The following is a 17653-nucleotide window of genomic DNA, read 5'->3' as shown; positions in this document are numbered from 1 at the left end:
ATGTTGTGTCCCGTGTCGACAATGGCTCCCTGTTTTGCATGGAGGACTTCACGGAGTCTTGCCCTGACACGGTGCTTCGCCGATGCCGTGGCACCCGTCATGTCACAGTTTCATGACCGCTCAGCCCCCTTCATCAAACTGTCACGCAAGTGTGGCAGCGCGCCGGACAAAACTTCATCAGACTCGCGGCCTACTGGGGTTCTGCGTTTCGGTGTTTTCCATGCGGGTTTTACTTTTTCTGGCTGCCTTGTTGTGCGGCCTGCCGTCTTTTGCGGCTTCTCGATGCGATGTCAATGTTCCTACGCAAGTGGCCGAACTCAACGATGTGCACCTGGCATACCAGAGCATCGGTCGGGAGTCCGACCCTGCGTTGCTGCTGGTCATGGGCTTGGGCGGGCAGTTGATCCACTGGCCGGATGAAGTGGTCGTTGCGCTGTGTCAGCAGGGTTTTCGGGTCATTCGTTACGACAATCGTGACGTAGGCCTGTCGACCTGGGTGCAGGCGCCAGCCTCGCCCAATCTGACCTATGAAGTACTGCGCTACAAAATCGGATTGCCGGTCTCTGCGCCGTATTCGCTGACCGACATGGCGCAGGACGCCCTTGGCTTGATGGACGCGTTGAAGGTTCAGCAGTTTCATGTGCTGGGCGCGAGCATGGGCGGGATGATTGCCCAGCACTTGGCCGACATGGCGCCCCGGCGAGTGGAGAGTCTGACGCTGATCATGACCAGTTCCGGCGCGCCGGGTTTGCCGATGCCGAGCCCGGCGTTGCTGCAATTGCTGGCGCGCCGCGGCGCACCTGACCGGCAAACCGCGCTGGAACAGCAAGCTGATTTGCTCGCCGCGCTGGGAAGCCCGGAGGTGAAAGATGATCGGCAGGCTCTGTTGCAGCAAGCTGCTATTTCCTACGACCGAGCATTCAATCCCGACGGGGTGAAGCGGCAAATCCTGGCGATTCTGGCCGAGCCCAGTCGTGTTGAATTGCTGAACCGTCTGCGCGTGCCGACGCTGGTGGTGCACGGCACAGCGGACCCGTTGCTGCCGGTCATGCACGGCATACACGTTGCGGCGCATATTCAGGGCAGCCAGTTGAAACTGATCCCAGGGCTGGCGCATCGCTTTCAGGAGGCTTTCAAAGCACCGCTGTTGGGCGCGGTGCTGCCTTATTTGCGCGAGCATAGGGACGAGGAGCAGCTGCAAGCTGCAAGTTACAAGCTGCAAGCGGCCACATGCCCGACTTCCCAGTCCTGCAGCTAGCTCGTGCTTGCAGCTTGCAGCTTAAAGCTTGAAGCTAATCGTTTTCCCCTAACGAGTGAGGCTTCTCATGAGCACTCCGCTGAAGATTGATTTCATCTCCGACGTTTCCTGCCCTTGGTGCATCATCGGCTTGCGCGCGCTGGATCAGGCACTTGAATACCTGGGCGACGACGTACAGGCGCAGATTCACTTTCAGCCGTTCGAACTCAACCCGGACATGCCGCCCGAGGGCCAGGACCTCAACGAACATATTTTCCAGAAATACGGTTCCACGCCCGAACAATCCAAGGCCAATCGCGAAAACATTCGTGAGCGCGGCGCGGAATTGGGTTTCGTCTTCAACGAAGGCAATCGGCGTATTTACAATACGTTCGACGCCCACCGCCTGCTTCACTGGGCCGAACTTGAAGGCAAGCAACATGAGTTGAAAAGCGCGTTGTTTGCAGCGTACTTCAGCCAACTTGCCGATCCGTCGAGCCACACCGTACTGGCTGACACTGCGCAAAAGGTCGGGCTGGACCGGCTGCGTGCAGAGGCCATCCTGGCATCAAATGAATACGCCGATGAAGTTCGCGCCCTTGAGCAGCTGTGGGTATCGCGTGGCGTCAGTTCCGTCCCCACAATCGTCTTCAACGACCAGTACGCGGTCTCCGGTGGTCAGCCGGTAGACGTTTTTGTCGGCGCCATTCGTCAGGTGATCGACGAACAGTCGACAGTCGTCAATCCAGCCGATTGACCCTCTGAGCCGAGCCTCGATTTTGTGAGCAAGCTTCCTCCCGCAGGCCTCTCATTGGTTCTGCGGGACGCAGCTTGTTGGTGAAATAAGCCCTTTGAGCTGCGTCCCTGGCTCACGCCAATCTAGTCATTCTCTCGCGTCGATAAAAAATCGCTTGATCATCGGTCCCGCTTTCAGCTATCAATTTGTACATGATTAGACATGTTCGATTTGACAAGAAAAAACGCGTGGTCGACGAGCTCGCCCGACGCATCGAATCCGGTGAGATGGAGTCCGGCGACTTGCTGCCCGGCGAGCATTTGCTGGCGCAGGAGTTTGACGTCAGCCGGGGCACGCTGCGTGAGGCGCTCTCCGAACTCAAGCGGCGCAATTACATCGCTACCCAGTCGGGGGTGGGTTCAATCGTCACTTACGACGGCATTTCGCTGGACCAGCGCAGTGGTTGGGCGCAAGCGTTGGCTGACACCGGCGCCCGGATCCACGCCGAGATTTTGCGGCTGGTGGAAGTAGAGCGCCCGGACCTTGAAAGTCGTTTTGGCACGCGTCACTTCATCGCCATTGACCGACGTCGTTGCGCCGCCGATGGCAGCGTCGTATCCCTGGAGCGCGCGTTGGTTCCCGCCAGCGATGGTCTGGAAAACGTGCCAGCGACCGGCCTGATTGAAGACTCGTTGACCATCACCCTCGCAGCCCATGGCTTTGTGGGCGATCGCGGCGATCAATGGATCGGCGCCGAGCCGCTGACCATCGACGATGCCGGTCTGATGATGCGCCAGCCCGGCACGGTTTTTCTCAAGGCACTGCGAACCACCTACGACCGCCGCGAACGTTTTATGGAGCATGTGGAAAGTCTTCTGGACCCCGTGCATTTTCGTCTGCACCTAGCGTTTGGAACATCCTCATGACCGGCCTTATCGATACACGCGACCGCGCCCTCGGGGCGTTTTACGGCCTGGCCCTCGGCGACGCGCTGGGCATGCCCACTCAGTCGCTGAGTCGCGAACAGATCAAGCAACGTTTTGATCGCATCACCGCGCTGACGGCGGCTGATGCTGACCAGCCGATTGCGCCGAACATGGCGGCGGGGTCGATCACAGATGACACCGAACAAGCGGTGTTGGTGGCCGAACTGCTGGTCGCAGGAGGAGGACGCATTGATCCGGCGGACCTGGCGCAGAGCCTGATCGACTGGGAAGTCGTCATGCAGGCCAAAGGCTCACAGGACCTGCTTGGCCCTTCGACCAAACGCGCCATCGAAATGATTCTCGCGGGCCACAGTCCTGAAGAAGCAGGGCGTTTTGGCACCACCAACGGTGCGGCGATGCGCATCACGCCTGTAGGGATTGCTGCGAACGTACGTAATCCGGAGCCGTTTGTGGACGCTGTGGTTCAGGCGTGTCAGGTCACCCACAACACGACGCTGGGTATTTCCAGTGCGGCCGCCGTTGCGGCGGTGGTCTCAGCCGGCATTAACGGCGTTGCGCTAGGCAGTGCGCTGGAAATCGGCGTGACAATCGCGCAACAGGCCGAAAAACAGGGCCATTGGGTGGCGGGCGGTCGGATCGCAGCGCGCATCCAATGGGCGAAAACCCTCTGCGCCGATTGCGATAACCAGCAATTGCCGACGCTGATCTATGAGGTGATCGGCACCTCGGTCGCCTCGCAGGAGTCAGTGGTGGCGGCGTTTGCCCTTGCGCATCAGGTTGCGGCCGGTCGGCTGACTGCATTCGATGCAGTATGCATGGCCGCCAGTCTGGGCGGCGACACCGACACCATCGCGGCGATACTCGGCGCCATGCTCGGGGCCTGCCAAGGCCTGAGCGCGTGGCCGGAGCGAATGATCGAGCAGATCAGAGTCGTCAACGATCTGGAGCTGTATCCGCTGGTCGAGCAGTTATTGTCCCTGCGCGTGGTATGACAAACCGCTCGCAGTAAGGCGCACGACACAAGGACGCTGAACACTTTATAAGACTCAAGGTTGCGGCCGGTTGTCCGGCAGCGATGTGGGGCTTTTTGCAGCCTGAAAAGCCCGTATGACAGGGATAGCGTTTGGATTGCGTACTGCCCACAACCAGAATAAACGGCAACAGGAGCATCCCATGACCTCATCCAACGCCACTCCCGGCGCAGGACAACTTGAAACACGCGGCATCGAACCGGTTCCGGAAACCGAGTGCAATGGACACCCTTTGCAACTGTTCTGGGTCTGGTTTGCCGCCAACATCAGCATTCTCGGACTGCCGTTGGGCGCCACGCTAATCGCGTTTCGCGGGCTGTCGATCTGGCAGGCGATCATCGTCGCGATTCTCGGCGCTGCGGGTTCATTTGCGGTGGTCGGCGTCATTTCGATTGCGGGCCGACGTGGTCGAGCGCCGAGTCTGACGCTGTCCCGTGCCATTTTCGGTGTGCGTGGAAATATCGGTCCTACCATCGTTTCGCTGATGTCCCGGTTGGGCTGGGAAACTGTCAACACCACGACAGCCGCGTTCGTACTACTGTCACTCTGCGCCATCGTGTTCGGCACCCCCGTCGAGGCCAAAAGCGCCCCTGCGCTAACGTTGGTGTTCATTGCCATCTTCGTGCTGATGACGCTGTCGGTTTCCGGTCTCGGCCACGCCACGCTGTTGGTGATCCAGAAATGGGCCACCTACATCTTTGGCGCGCTGAACATTGTGGTGGGTGGTTTCCTCATCGCACACATCGACTGGACGGCAGTATTCAACGCAACGCCAGCACCCTTGAGCGCCATGATCATCGGCGTCGGCACCATGGCGGCGGGCACGGGGATCGGCTGGGCCAACGCGGGCGCGGACATGTCGCGCTATCAACATCGCAGCGTCAAAGCGGCCGGGCTTGTTGCGTCCGCAGCATTTGGCGCAGGTATTCCGCTGGTGCTGCTGATTACCCTCGGCGGACTGCTGTCTGTGGGCAACGATCACTTGGCCTCGGCCACTGACCCGATCATAGCCATCCGTCAGTTGCTGCCGACCTGGATGGCCGTTCCTTACCTGATCACGGCGTTCGGCGGGCTATTGCTGTCGAACAATCTCTCGGTGTATTCAGCCGGTTTGACGACCCTGACGTTGGGATTGAAGATCAAACGGGTACACGCCGTGATTGTCGATATCGTGGCGATTTTCGCCGGTTCCATCTACTTCATGCTGATCGCCGACAGTTTTTACGGCCCGTTCATTACCTTCATTTCGATGCTGGCTGTGCCTATCACCGCTTGGGTCGGGATCTTCATCGTCGACCTGATCCACCGCCATTACTACTCTCCCGAAGACCTGATGGACACCACGCCGAGCAGCGCCTATTGGTATCGCGGCGGCGTGGAATGGCGTGCAGTCGGCGCCTGGGCGCTGGCCATAGTGCTGGGTTTCAGTTTCACCACTGTCGCCACCACGCCGGAAAACGTCCTGTTCAAGGGCTTCCTCTCCGACTCCTGGTTGGGCCATAACGGCTTGGGCTGGATCGTGACCTTCGTGGTTGCCGGTGGCTTGTACGCACTTCTAGGCGGTTCGCGCGACCGTCGTCTGGCCACAAACGAGTCTGCTCATGCCCGCTAGATTGATTTATACCGGCCAGGTCGTGGTCGACCTGGTCATGGCCCTTGACGCGCTGCCCCGTTCGGGCGGAGACGTGCTTGCCCGTTCAGCGAAGTTCGAGACGGGTGGGGGCTTTAATGTGATGGCCGCTGCCTGTCGCAACGGTCTGCAAACGGTGTACCTCGGACGCCACGGCAATGGACGCTTTGGTGAGCTGGCGCGTCAGTCGATGGCCGCCGAAGGCATCGAGGTCGCCACCCCATGCTCGGATGATCAGGACACTGGCCTGTCGGTGGCGCTGATCGAGCCGTCTGCCGAGCGTTCGTTCATCTCGTATGTTGGTGCTGAAGGAGGGTTGTCAGCCGAGGATTTGCTCAGTGTTTCGGTCCACCCTCAGGACTACGTATTTGTCAGCGGCTACAGCCTGTTGCACCAAAACAAGGTGTCAACGCTGTTGGGCTGGCTGTCCGACATGCCGATAGGCGCGGGCGTGGTGTTCGATCCGGGGCCGTTGGTGAATTCGCCGGACGACGCCGAGATGCAGGCCGTGCTGCCGCTGATCACCTTGTGGACCAGCAATTGTGAAGAGGCGTTACGTTTTACCCGGTGCGAAGAGATCGCCGACGCGCTGGACAGACTGGCGCAGTGGCTGAACGCAGAAACGTTGATCGTCGTGCGCGACGGGCCGCACGGTTGTTGGATTCGTCAGGGCGCCACAACGCAGCATGTGCGCGGATATCCAGTGACAGCCATCGACACAAACGGCGCGGGCGATGCCCATGCGGGTGTCCTGCTGGCCAATCTGGCGAAGGGACTTTCGCCGGAACAGGCAGCGTTGCGGGCCAACGCCGCTGCTGCCATCGCCGTCACTCGCTGGGGCCCGGCGACCTCGCCGACGGCGTCGGAAGTGGACGCGTTGATCGCAGCAAACGAACACCGGCAGGTACAGGGTTTTTGATTCTGCCTGGAGGGCGTAGGAGTCCAGCTTGCAGGCGATCTGCCGGGCACCGGCAGTAAACCGGCAAATGCGGTTGGTCAGATGCACCCGGTGCGAATGGGTTGAGGCCCGCTGCGCGGCCCATCGTCAGCAAGCTGGACTCCTGCGGCCTCCGGCCTGAAGCGATCAGCCAGCCGACCAGTCACCCCAACCCGTACTTCTTCACCTTATCGAGCAGTGTGGCCTTGGCCATGCCCAATTCCTGACTGGCCTGGCTCAAGGTGCCGCCGCTGCGTTGCGAGGTGGGTGTGGTTATTGGCAGCGCGCTCCTGCAACTATCGGGCGTGATTGTGAAGTCGGTGTGCCGCCAGGGCTCACCGCACAATCTTGTCCACATGAATCTCCAGCTTCTTGAGCCGGTACCACAAGCTGCGCTCGGAAATGCCGATCAGTTGCGCGGCAGCGGCCTGGACGCCGTGTGTCTCGTGCAGGGCGGCAAGGATGTAGGCTTTTTCCACTTCCGCCAGCGCTGCGTCCAGGTCTTTCGGGATGCCCGGTCCGTCGCTGAGAATGCTCGCCGCCGAGCTGTCCAGCGGCCTTGAGCCAAACAGATAAGCGGGCAGGTCCGACTCTTCGATCGTCTGTGAAGACGCCACGATCGTGGCTCGCTCGACGCAGTTCTGCAGCTCGCGAATGTTGCCTTCAATTGCGGGTTTTGCAAGTCATCGCTGCACGGCCCCAGCGTAATGATGCGCTGGACGTTGGGCAGCTTGAGCGCCCTGTTCACCCACGAGCCGCAATGCCGACGAGGCGCTAAATGCACCCAGTCCGGGTGATTGTCAAAATGAATCAACGTGACCGGTTCCTTCAAATCGCCAAGAAGCGCCGGGGTCAGGTGGTGATAGTCGCCGGAACCGACGAAGAAGATTTCCGGGCGATTACCCGAGGGGCGGGTGCGACGGCCCAATTGTCCGGTAAAGCGCCGATAGCTGGTCTCTGTGGACCAACGGCGCAGCAGTGGGCCCAGCTCCAGCAAATCCAGCCTCGTCGCACGACCGTCTCGCAGACGGTCCTTGATCGGCGCTTGCTGCGTCAGGCTGTGGTCCAGATCGAGAATGTTCAAGGTTGCTTTCACCCATCCAATGTCGCTCAAGACACCGGCTTCATGGGTATGAGCACCGGCCGAGCGGCCCTTGAAGGGGCATTGCAAAGGGTGAGCCACGAGGTTGAACCGCGGCTGAATAAAAGAAAATGCTGCGGATTTGGCAGGCGCTTGCCCGCTAAGGGCAGTGTGTCAGTCGGCAGATTCTTTATCCGCCCCACAGTCTTCTCGGGCACGCCTCAAACAGTCAGGGGCTAATCACCCCAACCCGTACTTCTTCACCTTGTCGAACAGTGTGGTCTTGGCCATGCCTAATTCCTGACTGGCCTGGCTGAGATTACCGCCGCTGCGTTGCAGGGCCTCACTGAGGAGATTTTTTTCGAACGCTTCAACTGCTTCGGAGAACCCAAGGTTCTGGCTGTCCACCGTCGCCCCGGTTTTCTTGAATGCGGGTAGCCCCAAAGCATAGCGTTCGGCCACATTACGCAGCTCGCGCACGTTGCCCGGCCAGTCATGGCTCATCAGCGCTGACCTGGTTTGCGGGTCCAGTTGCGCCGGTTCGCGATCAAAGCGCAATGACGACAGCTGCAAAAAATGCTCGAACAATTGCAGGATGTCCTCGCGGCGCTCGCGCAGTGGCGGCAATTCCAGCGTGACCACGTTCAAGCGGTAGTAAAGGTCGCTGCGAAACTGGCTGCCTTTGCTCAGCTCGACCAGATCGGACTTGGTCGCTGCGATCACCCGGCAGTCCACTGCCACGCTCTGGTTCGAGCCGAGCCGTTCCAACGTGCGCTCCTGCAACACCCGCAGCAGCTTGATTTGCAGGCTGACGGGCATGCTTTCCACTTCATCGAGAAACAGCGTGCCATTGTGTGCGTGCTCGATCTTGCCGATGCGTCGCTTGCCCGCGCCGGTGAACGCGTTGGCCTCGTGACCGAAAATCTCGCTCTCGAACAGATTCTCGGGCAGACCGCCGCAGTTCAGGGCGACAAACTGTTGCCCATGGCGACGGCTGAAATCATGCAGGCAGCGGGCGACAAGTTCCTTGCCGGTGCCGGTTTCGCCTTCGATCAACACGTTGGCGGAGGTGTCGGCCACGTTGGCGATCAGCGCTCGCAGCTGCTGCATGGCGGGGGAACGGCCGATGATCTTGCCTTCCAGCGAGTCACGCTCGGCCAGTTGCTTGCGTAACGACCAGACCTCTCGCGCCAGCCCGCGTTGCTCCAGTGCTCTGCGCGCGACGTCGACAAGTCGTTCTGGTGAGAAGGGCTTTTCCATGAAGTCGTAAGCGCCGTCGCGCATGGCATTGACGGCCATCGTCACGTCGCCGTGCCCGGTGATCAGCACGACTGGCAGGCTGCGGTCGCGCGTCTTGAGACGGGTCAAAAGCTCCAGCCCATCAATGCCCGGAAGACGAATGTCGCTGACAACGATACCGGCAAAATTGTCGCCCACCCGCGCTAATGCTTCTTCGGCGCTGGCGACACCTTCGCTGTGAATGTCTTCGAGCGCCAAGGCCTGCTGACAACCGAGCAGCACGTGGGGGTCGTCTTCGACGATGAGGACGGTGAGGTCAGTGTTCATGCGTAAATCCTCATCTAATCCGAAGTCTTAATACAAATCTCGTCGCTGCCCTGTTTCGCCTCTGCCCGGAGGGCGTAGGAGTCCAGCTTGCTGACGAGCTGGTGCGAAGCGCCAGCAGAACCTCTACATGCGGTGTGTCAGCTATTAATGATGCGTCTGGTTTTGCTGCCGGTGCCCGGCAGATCGCTGGCAAGGTGGAGCGCCACCCCGGCAACTCCCACGGCCTCCAGCCAGAATCAAAAGCAGCGGTAGCCGCATCCACTCCCATCACGTCGCCACCATCGGCACACTCAACACAAATACCGTGCCGCCCTCGGGCGGATGCTCGGCATTCAAATTGCCACCCGCCGCTGCGGCGAGGCTTGCCGAAAGCGTCAAGCCCAGCCCGAGCCCTTGCTCACCGGGTTTGGTGGTAAAAAACGGTTCGAACAGATGCTTGCGTGCTTCGGCGTCTATGCCATGACCGTTGTCGCGCACGCGCAGGCGATAACGTCCGTCCACCACCTCTCCGGTCAGCCACAACTCCGGCAGAGGTTGCGCCTGCATGGCGTCCAGCGCGTTACCGATCAGGTTCACCAGAATCTGTTCCAGCCGCGTCTGATCGATCATCAGCGCCACCTCCTGAAAATCCTGATGCAGTGTCAGCGAACACGTTTCCAGCCGGGCGGCCAATAATTGCAGCGCTGCCTCGACCGCTTTGCCAAGCGAGGCCTGGCCCTTGTCTTCTCCGCGCCGGGCGAATGCTCGCAGGCTGGCGGTGATACGGCCCATCCGGTCCACCAGATCATTGATCGTGCGCAAGTTGGCGCTCGCGGTGTCCAGCGCGCCACGCTCGATAAACCGCACGGTGTTGCCCGACAGCGTACGCAGCGCGGCCAGCGGTTGATTGAGTTCGTGGGCGATGCTGGTCGACATCTGGCCGATGGCTGCGAGCTTACCGGCCTGCACCAGTTCGTCCTGAGCCTGGCGCAGCGTGTCTTCGGCTTGCCGGCGCTCACGAATCTGCCCCTTGAGGCGCTCATTGCTGGCGCGCAGGTCGGCGGTGCGCTCCGTGATTCGCCGCTCCAGCTCATTGTTGGCTTGTTCAAGTGCCTCGCGGGCGGCCAGCCGGGTCGAAATAACCTTGCGCCGCTCATTCCAGGCAATCAGCAAAAAAGCCACCAGCGCACAGGCAACCGCCACCAGCATGCCCTGGTTGGCGGCTTCACGGCGCTGGTCTTCCAGCGGTGTGAGTAAGGTCAGGTGCCAGGGTGTGTCCGCCAGATCACGCGTCTGAGCGAGATAACTCACCACAGTGTGTTCATGATCGACGCTGCTGTTGGCAGGGAAGGTGAGCTTTTCAACTCCCTCGCCAATCGACTCCCGCTCAAGCGGCACCAGTTCATTGAGTGGCCACCAGTAATACTGAAGACTGCGCGCCAGCCGCTCTTTGATCTCAGGGCTCAGTGCGCGTACGGACTTGAGGCGCCGCGCCGGATCGCTGGACAAAATGATGATGCCGTTCTCGTCGCTGACGAACGCTTCCAGACGGGCTCTTTGCCAGCGCTCTTCAAGCGCTTCCAGCCGCACTTTGATCACGGCGACGCCGATGATTTTGCCTTTCTCTTCCAGGCCATGCGCAAGGTAGTAGCCCGGCTCGCCGGTGGTGCTGCCGATGCCGTAGAAACGGCCGGGCAATCCACGAATGGCGTCCTGGTAGTAAGCACGGAAGGACAGATCCTCGCCCAGATAGCTATCGGCATCGCGCCAGTTACTGGTGGCTAGCACACGGCCGGTGGTGTCGAGCACATAGATGGCGCGGCTGCGGCTGCGACGATTGAGGCCTTCAAGGTAATCATTGACCTTGCCGCGCAGTTCGGGCGACGGGTCGTTCAGCAGGTCCGAGACATTGGATTCGAGCTCCAGCACGCTGGGCAGGTAGTTGTATTTGTTGATCTCGCTTTCGACGGTGCGCGCATGCAACTCCAGCTGGCGTTCACCGTTTTCGCTCAGCGCCTTGATGCCGTTGTTTTCGCTGAACAGATAGCTGACGTAGCCGAGCCCGATCATCAGCAGAATGATCAGCGGCGGCAGAAACATTTGACGTATCAGACGGGGTTTCACGGCGAGTGATGGCGGCGGGTCGCGATAGAGAGGAGGGTCGCATTTCATCACAGTCGTCCTGGACCGACCAGCCGCGCGTTCCCTGGATAGCGGAAAACGCACGGCCGGAGGGTGTGTGCCCTTGTGGGGCTTTTTTAGTGCTGCAGGATTTTGGCGAGGAACTGCTGGGCGCGTTCAGACCGCGCGCTGACATCACCGAAGAATTCTTCCTTGGCGCAGTCTTCGACGATCTGCCCCTGATCCATGAAGATCACCCGATTGGCGACTTTGCGCGCAAAGCCCATCTCGTGGGTCACGCACATCATGGTCATGCCTTCGTGGGCGAGTTGCACCATCACATCGAGCACTTCGTTGACCATTTCCGGATCGAGGGCCGAGGTGGGTTCGTCGAACAACATGACGACCGGGTCCATCGCCAACGCCCGGGCAATGGCCACGCGCTGTTGCTGACCGCCAGAGAGCTGGCCCGGGTGCTTGTTGGCGTGAGCCGACAATCCCACACGCTCCAGCAGCGCGAGGCCCTTTTGGGTGGCTTCTTCCTTGCTGCGCCCCAGGACTTTGATCTGCGCGATGGTCAGGTTTTCAACGATAGTCAGGTGTGGGAACAGCTCGAAATGCTGGAACACCATGCCCACGCGTGAACGCAGCTTCGGCAGGTTGGTCTTGGCGTCGGCGATTGAGGTGCCGTCGACCACGATGTCGCCTTTCTGGAACGGCTCCAGCGCGTTGACGCATTTGATCAGGGTCGATTTACCCGAGCCGGAAGGACCGCAAACCACCACGACCTCGCCCTTGGCGACGTCCGTGCTGCAATCGGTCAGTACCTGAAAGTCCCCATACCACTTGTTGATATTTTTGATGGAAATCATACGGCGAACCTTTTCTGCAGAAGCTTCACCAGGCGCGAGGCAGCGAAGCTGATGATGAAGTAGACCAGACCGGCGAAGATCAGGAATTCATTGGCCCGGCCAATGATGTCGCCGCTCGAGCGCGAGGCGTTGAGGAAGTCCACCAGGCCCACGGTGTAGACTAGCGAGGTGTCCTGAAACAGGATGATGCTTTGCTGCAGAAGCAGCGGGGTCATCTTGCGAAATGCCTGCGGCAGGATGATCAGGCGCATCATCTGGCTATAGGTCATACCCAGCGCCTGAGCCGCGCCCATTTGCCCGCGTGATATCGACTGCACACCTGCGCGCACGATTTCACAGAAGTACGCCGCTTCGAACATCATGAAGGCCACGACGCACGATCCGAACGCGCCGATGGGCGTGTCTTCCCCGGTGATCCAGCGCAGCACGAACGGCACCGCCAGATAGAACCAGGTGATGACCAACAGCAGCGGGATCGAACGGAAGTAGTTGACGTAGGCGCCGGCGATGTTGGCCATCCATTTGTTCGACGACAGGCGCATCAACGCCAGCAGCGTCCCAAGGATGATGCCGCCAACAACGCCCATGACCATCAGTTGCAGGGTCATGACCATGCCGTTCCACATGCCGGGAATGGCGGGGACGATTCCGGAGAAGTCCATTATTTGCCTCCCACGGAGATCAAGCCTGGCACCGCGACTTTCTTCTCGACCAGACGCATGAGCAACATCAGGCTCATGTTCAGGGTGAAGTAGATCAGTGTGGCCAGCGTGAACGCTTCAAACAGGTTGGCTGAGAACTCGGCGGTCTGTTTGGTTTGCGCGAGCAGCTCCATCAAGCCGATCAACGACGCCACGGACGAGTTCTTGAACACGTTGAGGAATTCGGAGGTGAGCGGCGGAATGATGATCCGGTACGCCTGCGGTAACAGCACGTTCCAGTAGATTTGCGGCAGCTTGAAACCCATGGCGCGGGCCGCGGATTCCTGGCCGAGCGGCAAAGCCTCGATACCGGTACGCACCTGTTCACAGACGCGCGCGGCGGTGAACAGACCCAGGCACACCACGACGCTCAGGAACGCCGAGGTAGTCGGGTTGAGGTCTTGCTTGTACCACTCCTGCAGGCTTTGCGGCAGCAAATCCGGGATCAGGAAGTACCAGATGAACAGCTGCACCAGCAGTGGCACATTGCGGAAGATTTCCACGTAAACCGTGGCGATGGTCGATACCAGACGGTTTGGTACCGTGCGCATGACCCCGAGCACTGAGCCCAGCAGTAACGCGATGATCCAGGCGGCGACGGCAATTGCGATAGTCCAGCCCAGCCCGGTGATGTACCAGTCCAGATAGATCTCGCTGCCAACGCCCGTGGACTTGAAGAACACACTCCAGTCCCAGTTGTAATTCATCAGGGTCTCCCCTCTGATCGATCGTTATGCACGCATCGCTTTTCAGCGAAACCCGGGGAAACAATGGTTCCCCGGGCACAGGCTTTTACGGATTAGGCTTGAGTGTGGTGACTCAGGCTTTCTTGTCCGGTGCTGGCTTGTCGTTAGGATTGGCGATCAGGGCCTTGAGCTGTTCGCTCATCGGGAACATCAGGTTCAGGCCTTTTGGCGGAATCGGCTGGGTGAACCACTTGTCGTAGATCTTGTTGATTTCGCCGGACTTGTAGGTCGCGACTATGGCGTCATCGACGGCCTTTTTGAAGTCGGCATCGCCTTTGCGAACCATGCAGCCGTAGATTTCATAGGACTGTGGCGTGCCGGTAACGGCCCAGTCGGTAGGCTTTTTGGCTTTGGCCATTTCGCCCGCCAGCAACGCGTCGTCCATCATGAAGGCAACAGCGCGACCCGATTCCAGCATCTGGAAGGATTCACCGTGGTCTTTGGCCGAGATCACGTTCATGCCCATTTGCTTGTCAGCGTTCATGGACTTGAGGATGCGCTCGGACGTTGTGCCGGCGGTGGTGACGACGTTCTTGCCTTTCAGGTCGTCAAAGTCCTTGTAGGACGAATCGGCCTTGGACAGAAGGCGGGTGCCGATTTCGAAGATGCCGACGGAGAAATCAACTTGCTGGCCGCGCTCGGCGTTGTTGGTGGTCGAGCCACACTCGACGTCTACAGTACCGTTCTGAACGAGCGGGATACGGGTCTGGGAGGTGACCAGGTTGTACTTGACCTTGAGGTCGGGCATGTCGAGATCTTTCTTGATCGCTTCGACGATTTTCAGCTGGATATCAGCCGAGTAGCCAACCGGTACGCCGGTAGCGTCAGCAATGTAGGAAAACGGAATGGAAGAGTCACGGTGACCGAGCGTAATGGTGCCCGATTCTTTGATTTTTTTAAGGGTGCCGGTGAGTTCGGCGGCGAAAACTGGCGTGGTGATCAGAGCGGCTGTGATAGCTGCGCCCAACAGATGGGGAACGATGCGCATCAATGAATCCTCGACTTTTGTTTTTTTATGGGACCGGTGTTGGACGGCCCGCTTGTTTTCAGAACGCTTCAACCGCGGCCCAATCAGTGGCATACCAAGGTCGAAGCAATCGTGAAGAAGTGTAGAGCATGACTCATGCCAAGCTCGCGAGGGTGGGCAAGTGCTTGATGTGAATAGAATTTATGGAGGGCGGTACAATTACGGGAGGAGGCGGCGTACGGGAACCCGAATTAACGCGGGGAGGGTGTTCGGAAAACCGAATGGGTAGAGGTGTCCGCAGGAGCCAAGTTGTTGGCGAGGCAGTGGAGAGCTACTTACAGGCCACCGCCTGGCGAATAAATTCGCTCCTGCAGATCAATCAAGCGGCTGCTATTTCGCTTTTACTGAGAGCCACTTTGTTCAGGTATTGCTGCACGTTTTCCTGCTCTTGTGCGGTAGTGAACAAGCCAAGCTTGGTCCTGCGCCACAGGATGTCGTCGGCATTGGTCGCCCACTCTTCGCTGCACAGGTAATCGACTTCTCGCGAGAAAAGCCCGCCGCCTAATGATTCGCCCATGTCGGCAACACTTTGTACGCCTTCGATAATCCGAAAGCTGCGGCTGCCGTAGGTAATGGCCCAGCGATTGGCTGTCTCGGCAGGCAACCAGGCGCAACGCTTTTGCAACTCACTGGCCAATGCGGCTGGAGTGGTCATGTTCTCGCCGCCAGGCAGCCTGCCTTTTGCAGTCCAGCTCGGTTTCATCTGCGGGAAGAACGGTGCAAGTTGCTGCATGGCCGATTCCGCCAGTTTACGGTAGGTCGTCAGCTTGCCCCCGAATACCGACAGAATCGGCGCTTCCTCGGCGCTGCCGGTCAATGACAACGTGTAATCGCGGGTAATGGCTGAAGGGTTATCCGACTCATCATTGCAGAGCGGGCGAACACCCGAGTAACTACGAAGGATGTCGTCGCGACTCAATTGCACTTTGAAATGCTCGTTGACGATCTTCAGCAAGTAATCGGTCTCGCCGTCAGTGATCGCGACTTTGCTCGGATCGCCTGTGTATTCGCGGTCGGTGGTGCCAATGATGGTGAAGCGCTCAAGGTAAGGAATCGCGAAAACGATCCGCTTATCTTCATTTTGCAGGATGAAGGCGTTCTCGCCCTCATACAGCTTCGGCACGATCAAATGGCTACCTTGAATCAAGCGGATGCCGTATTGCGACTCGAGCTTCAAATCTTCGCGAATAAACTTCGCGACCCACGGACCGGCCGCGTTGACCAGCGCTTTGGCGCGAATCGAGAACAGGCTACCGTCGGCGCGCTCCATGTTCAGTTGCCACAGGCCTTTGCTGCGGCGTGCATTCAGGCATCGTGTCTGCGTGTGGACGTGCGCGCCTTTCTCGCGAGCGGCCATGGCATTGAGTACCACCAGACGGGCATCGTCAACCCAGCAATCCGAGTATTCAAAACCGCGAGTAATGGTTGATTTGAGCGGGCTGTCGACGCCGAAGCGAACGTTTTTGGCCGCAGCCAGTTTTTCACGCTTACCCAGATGGTCATACAGGAACAGGCCCGCGCGGATCATCCACGCCGGGCGAAGGTGCGGCCGGTGCGGCAACACAAAGCGCATGGGCTTGACGATATGGGGGGCCTTTTCCAGCAGGACTTCACGTTCTGCCAGCGCCTCACGCACCAGACGGAACTCGTAATGCTCAAGGTAGCGCAGGCCGCCATGAATCAGTTTGCTACTCGCCGAAGAGGTATGGCTGGCGAGGTCATCCTTTTCACACAGGAAAACCGATAGACCTCGGCCCGAGGCATCCGCCGCAATTCCGACACCATTGATGCCACCGCCGATGACAGCGATGTCGTAGACCTCGGAAAGCGGCGGATTTGGCAATGTGGAATGGGGCATGGGAGCCTCCTGTGTTCGATTATCTTGGGTTCGATTGATGATCGCTCAAGGGCGAATTCGAACATTCATGTTCATTTCCGAAAATAATAGCGCAAACAGAAAGGACCAGCCACCCAGTATTGATTGAAAATACTGATCAGGAAGCCGAAAAAGGAACAAAAGTGAACATGGGTAGTACTTGTGATTCTGGCCGGAGGCCTCAGGAGTCCAGCTTGCTGACGATCTGCCGGGAACCGGCAGCAACACAGCTGGTTCGATTTGCCATGACGTATTGCAGCACATGATTGACGACCGGTTCCCGGCCGATCACTGTCAAACCGGGTTCCTGCGCCCTCCGGGCAGAATCCAGCGCAAGGCGCAAATCGGGCGGAACGCGTTAGACCACTTCCAGCCGAATCTTGTTTTGCGTCAGCAGCTGCGCAAGGGCAGGCACCGGAGCCTGATCGGTAACCAGGCAGTCGATAAGGGTGATCGGGCCCAGTCTGACCATCGCGTTACGCCCGAACTTGCTGGAGTCCGCCGCCAGGATGACCTGACGCGCATTAGCGATAATGGCTTGCGAAACCCGGACTTCCTGATAGTCGAAGTCCAGCAGGCTGCCATCGTCGTCGATACCGCTGATGCCAACCAAGGCAAAATCGACTTTGAACTGTGTGATGAAATCGACGCTCGCCTGACCGACGACCCCGCCATCGCGACGTACATTGCCACCTGCCAACAATACTTCGAAATCATCCTTGCCGCTGAGGATCGACGCGACATGCAGATTGTTGGTAATGATTTTCAGATGATTGTGATTGAGCAGCGCGCGGGCGATGGATTCGGTAGTGGTTCCGATATTAATGAAGAGCGAGGCGTGGTCGGGGATCTGCGCCGCAATCGCTTCGGCGATGCGCTGTTTTTCGTCGCGCATCTGATCGGCGCGCATCGCATAGGCAGTGTTTTCGATACTCGAATCGTAGGCTGCGCCGCCATGGTAGCGACGCAGCAGGTTCATTTCCGCCAGCTGATTGATGTCTCGGCGGATTGTTTGCGGTGTCACGACGAACAGTTGGGCCATTTCCTCGATGCTGACATAGCCGCGCTCACGGACCAGCTCGAGGATCTGCTGTTGACGGGGTGGCAGATTCATTTTTTTTCCTTCCGGCACGGGCGCTCATGATGCCGTAGCGGCGCGTTATCTG

At 59.1% G+C, this 17653-nt stretch carries 14 protein-coding genes and 3 pseudogenes; 6 read left to right on the top strand and 11 right to left on the bottom strand.

Annotated elements, in window-relative coordinates; genetic code table 11:
* Positions 1 to 220 precede the first annotated feature (220 nt).
* The 6 genes from OYW20_RS19770 (at position 221) to OYW20_RS19745 (ending at position 6500) form a co-directional block, all read left to right on the top strand.
* Positions 221 to 1258: an alpha/beta fold hydrolase gene (locus OYW20_RS19770; RefSeq protein ID WP_268797607.1), complete on the top strand. Its 1038-nt coding sequence runs from the start codon at positions 221 to 223 to the stop codon at positions 1256 to 1258.
* 67 nt (positions 1259 to 1325) lie between these two features.
* Complete coding sequence (locus OYW20_RS19765; RefSeq protein ID WP_268797606.1) at positions 1326 to 1994, top strand: DsbA family oxidoreductase; 669 nt, start codon at positions 1326 to 1328, stop codon at positions 1992 to 1994.
* Positions 1995 to 2185: 191 nt separating this feature from the next.
* Positions 2186 to 2899, top strand: a complete 714-nt coding sequence (locus OYW20_RS19760; RefSeq protein WP_268797605.1) for a GntR family transcriptional regulator — start codon at positions 2186 to 2188, stop codon at positions 2897 to 2899.
* Positions 2896 to 3912, top strand: a complete 1017-nt coding sequence (locus OYW20_RS19755) for an ADP-ribosylglycohydrolase family protein (protein ID WP_268797604.1) — start codon at positions 2896 to 2898, stop codon at positions 3910 to 3912. Before OYW20_RS19760 ends, OYW20_RS19755 begins: the two co-directional genes overlap by 4 nt.
* 181 nt (positions 3913 to 4093) lie before the next feature.
* A complete protein-coding gene (locus OYW20_RS19750; protein WP_268797603.1) occupies positions 4094 to 5563 on the top strand; it encodes a purine-cytosine permease family protein in 1470 nt (489 codons plus the stop codon).
* On the top strand, positions 5553 to 6500 hold the full coding sequence (locus OYW20_RS19745; RefSeq protein WP_268797602.1) for a PfkB family carbohydrate kinase: 948 nt from the start codon (positions 5553 to 5555) through the stop codon (positions 6498 to 6500). The genes OYW20_RS19750 and OYW20_RS19745 overlap by 11 nt, the downstream gene beginning before the upstream one ends.
* Positions 6501 to 6681: 181 nt before the next feature.
* Here OYW20_RS19745 and OYW20_RS26375 read toward each other — a convergent pair.
* From OYW20_RS26375 to OYW20_RS19690, 11 genes and pseudogenes are all read right to left on the bottom strand, one after another.
* Positions 6682 to 6774, bottom strand: a pseudogene (locus tag OYW20_RS26375) (hypothetical protein); the annotation flags it as partial.
* Positions 6775 to 6853: 79 nt separating this feature from the next.
* Positions 6854 to 7180: pseudogene (locus OYW20_RS19735) on the bottom strand (helix-turn-helix domain-containing protein); the annotation flags it as partial.
* A pseudogene (locus OYW20_RS26370) lies at positions 7180 to 7602 on the bottom strand (arginase); the annotation flags it as partial. The pseudogenes OYW20_RS19735 and OYW20_RS26370, both read right to left, overlap by 1 nt.
* 237 nt (positions 7603 to 7839) lie before the next feature.
* Positions 7840 to 9117: a two-component response regulator AauR gene (gene aauR / locus OYW20_RS19725; RefSeq protein WP_268801188.1), complete on the bottom strand. Its 1278-nt coding sequence runs from the start codon at positions 9115 to 9117 to the stop codon at positions 7840 to 7842.
* 315 nt (positions 9118 to 9432) lie between these two features.
* Complete coding sequence (gene aauS, locus OYW20_RS19720) at positions 9433 to 11316, bottom strand: two-component sensor histidine kinase AauS (RefSeq protein ID WP_268797600.1); 1884 nt, start codon at positions 11314 to 11316, stop codon at positions 9433 to 9435.
* Positions 11317 to 11402: 86 nt separating this feature from the next.
* On the bottom strand, positions 11403 to 12137 hold the full coding sequence (locus tag OYW20_RS19715) for an amino acid ABC transporter ATP-binding protein (RefSeq protein WP_268797599.1): 735 nt from the start codon (positions 12135 to 12137) through the stop codon (positions 11403 to 11405).
* Positions 12134 to 12802 carry an amino acid ABC transporter permease gene (locus OYW20_RS19710; protein WP_268801187.1) on the bottom strand — a complete coding sequence of 223 codons (669 nt, stop codon included), beginning with the start codon at positions 12800 to 12802 and terminating at the stop codon, positions 12134 to 12136. The genes OYW20_RS19715 and OYW20_RS19710 overlap by 4 nt, the downstream gene beginning before the upstream one ends.
* Entirely contained in the window at positions 12799 to 13545 is a 747-nt protein-coding gene (locus OYW20_RS19705) for an amino acid ABC transporter permease (RefSeq protein ID WP_268797598.1), read from the bottom strand. Before OYW20_RS19705 ends, OYW20_RS19710 begins: the two co-directional genes overlap by 4 nt.
* 112 nt (positions 13546 to 13657) lie before the next feature.
* Positions 13658 to 14572, bottom strand: coding sequence for a glutamate/aspartate ABC transporter substrate-binding protein (locus OYW20_RS19700; protein ID WP_268797597.1), 915 nt, complete (start codon positions 14570 to 14572; stop codon positions 13658 to 13660).
* 358 nt (positions 14573 to 14930) lie between these two features.
* A complete protein-coding gene (gene glpD / locus OYW20_RS19695) occupies positions 14931 to 16469 on the bottom strand; it encodes a glycerol-3-phosphate dehydrogenase (protein ID WP_268797596.1) in 1539 nt (512 codons plus the stop codon).
* Between the two features lie 376 nt (positions 16470 to 16845).
* A complete protein-coding gene (locus OYW20_RS19690) occupies positions 16846 to 17601 on the bottom strand; it encodes a DeoR/GlpR family transcriptional regulator (RefSeq protein WP_268797595.1) in 756 nt (251 codons plus the stop codon).
* Positions 17602 to 17653 lie beyond the last annotated feature (52 nt).

It is taken from the genome of Pseudomonas sp. BSw22131 (assembly GCF_026810445.1).
Lineage (GTDB): Bacteria > Pseudomonadota > Gammaproteobacteria > Pseudomonadales > Pseudomonadaceae > Aquipseudomonas > Aquipseudomonas huanghezhanensis.
Note: the sequence above shows the minus strand (reverse complement) of the source record. Positions and strands in the feature narration are given on the sequence as shown.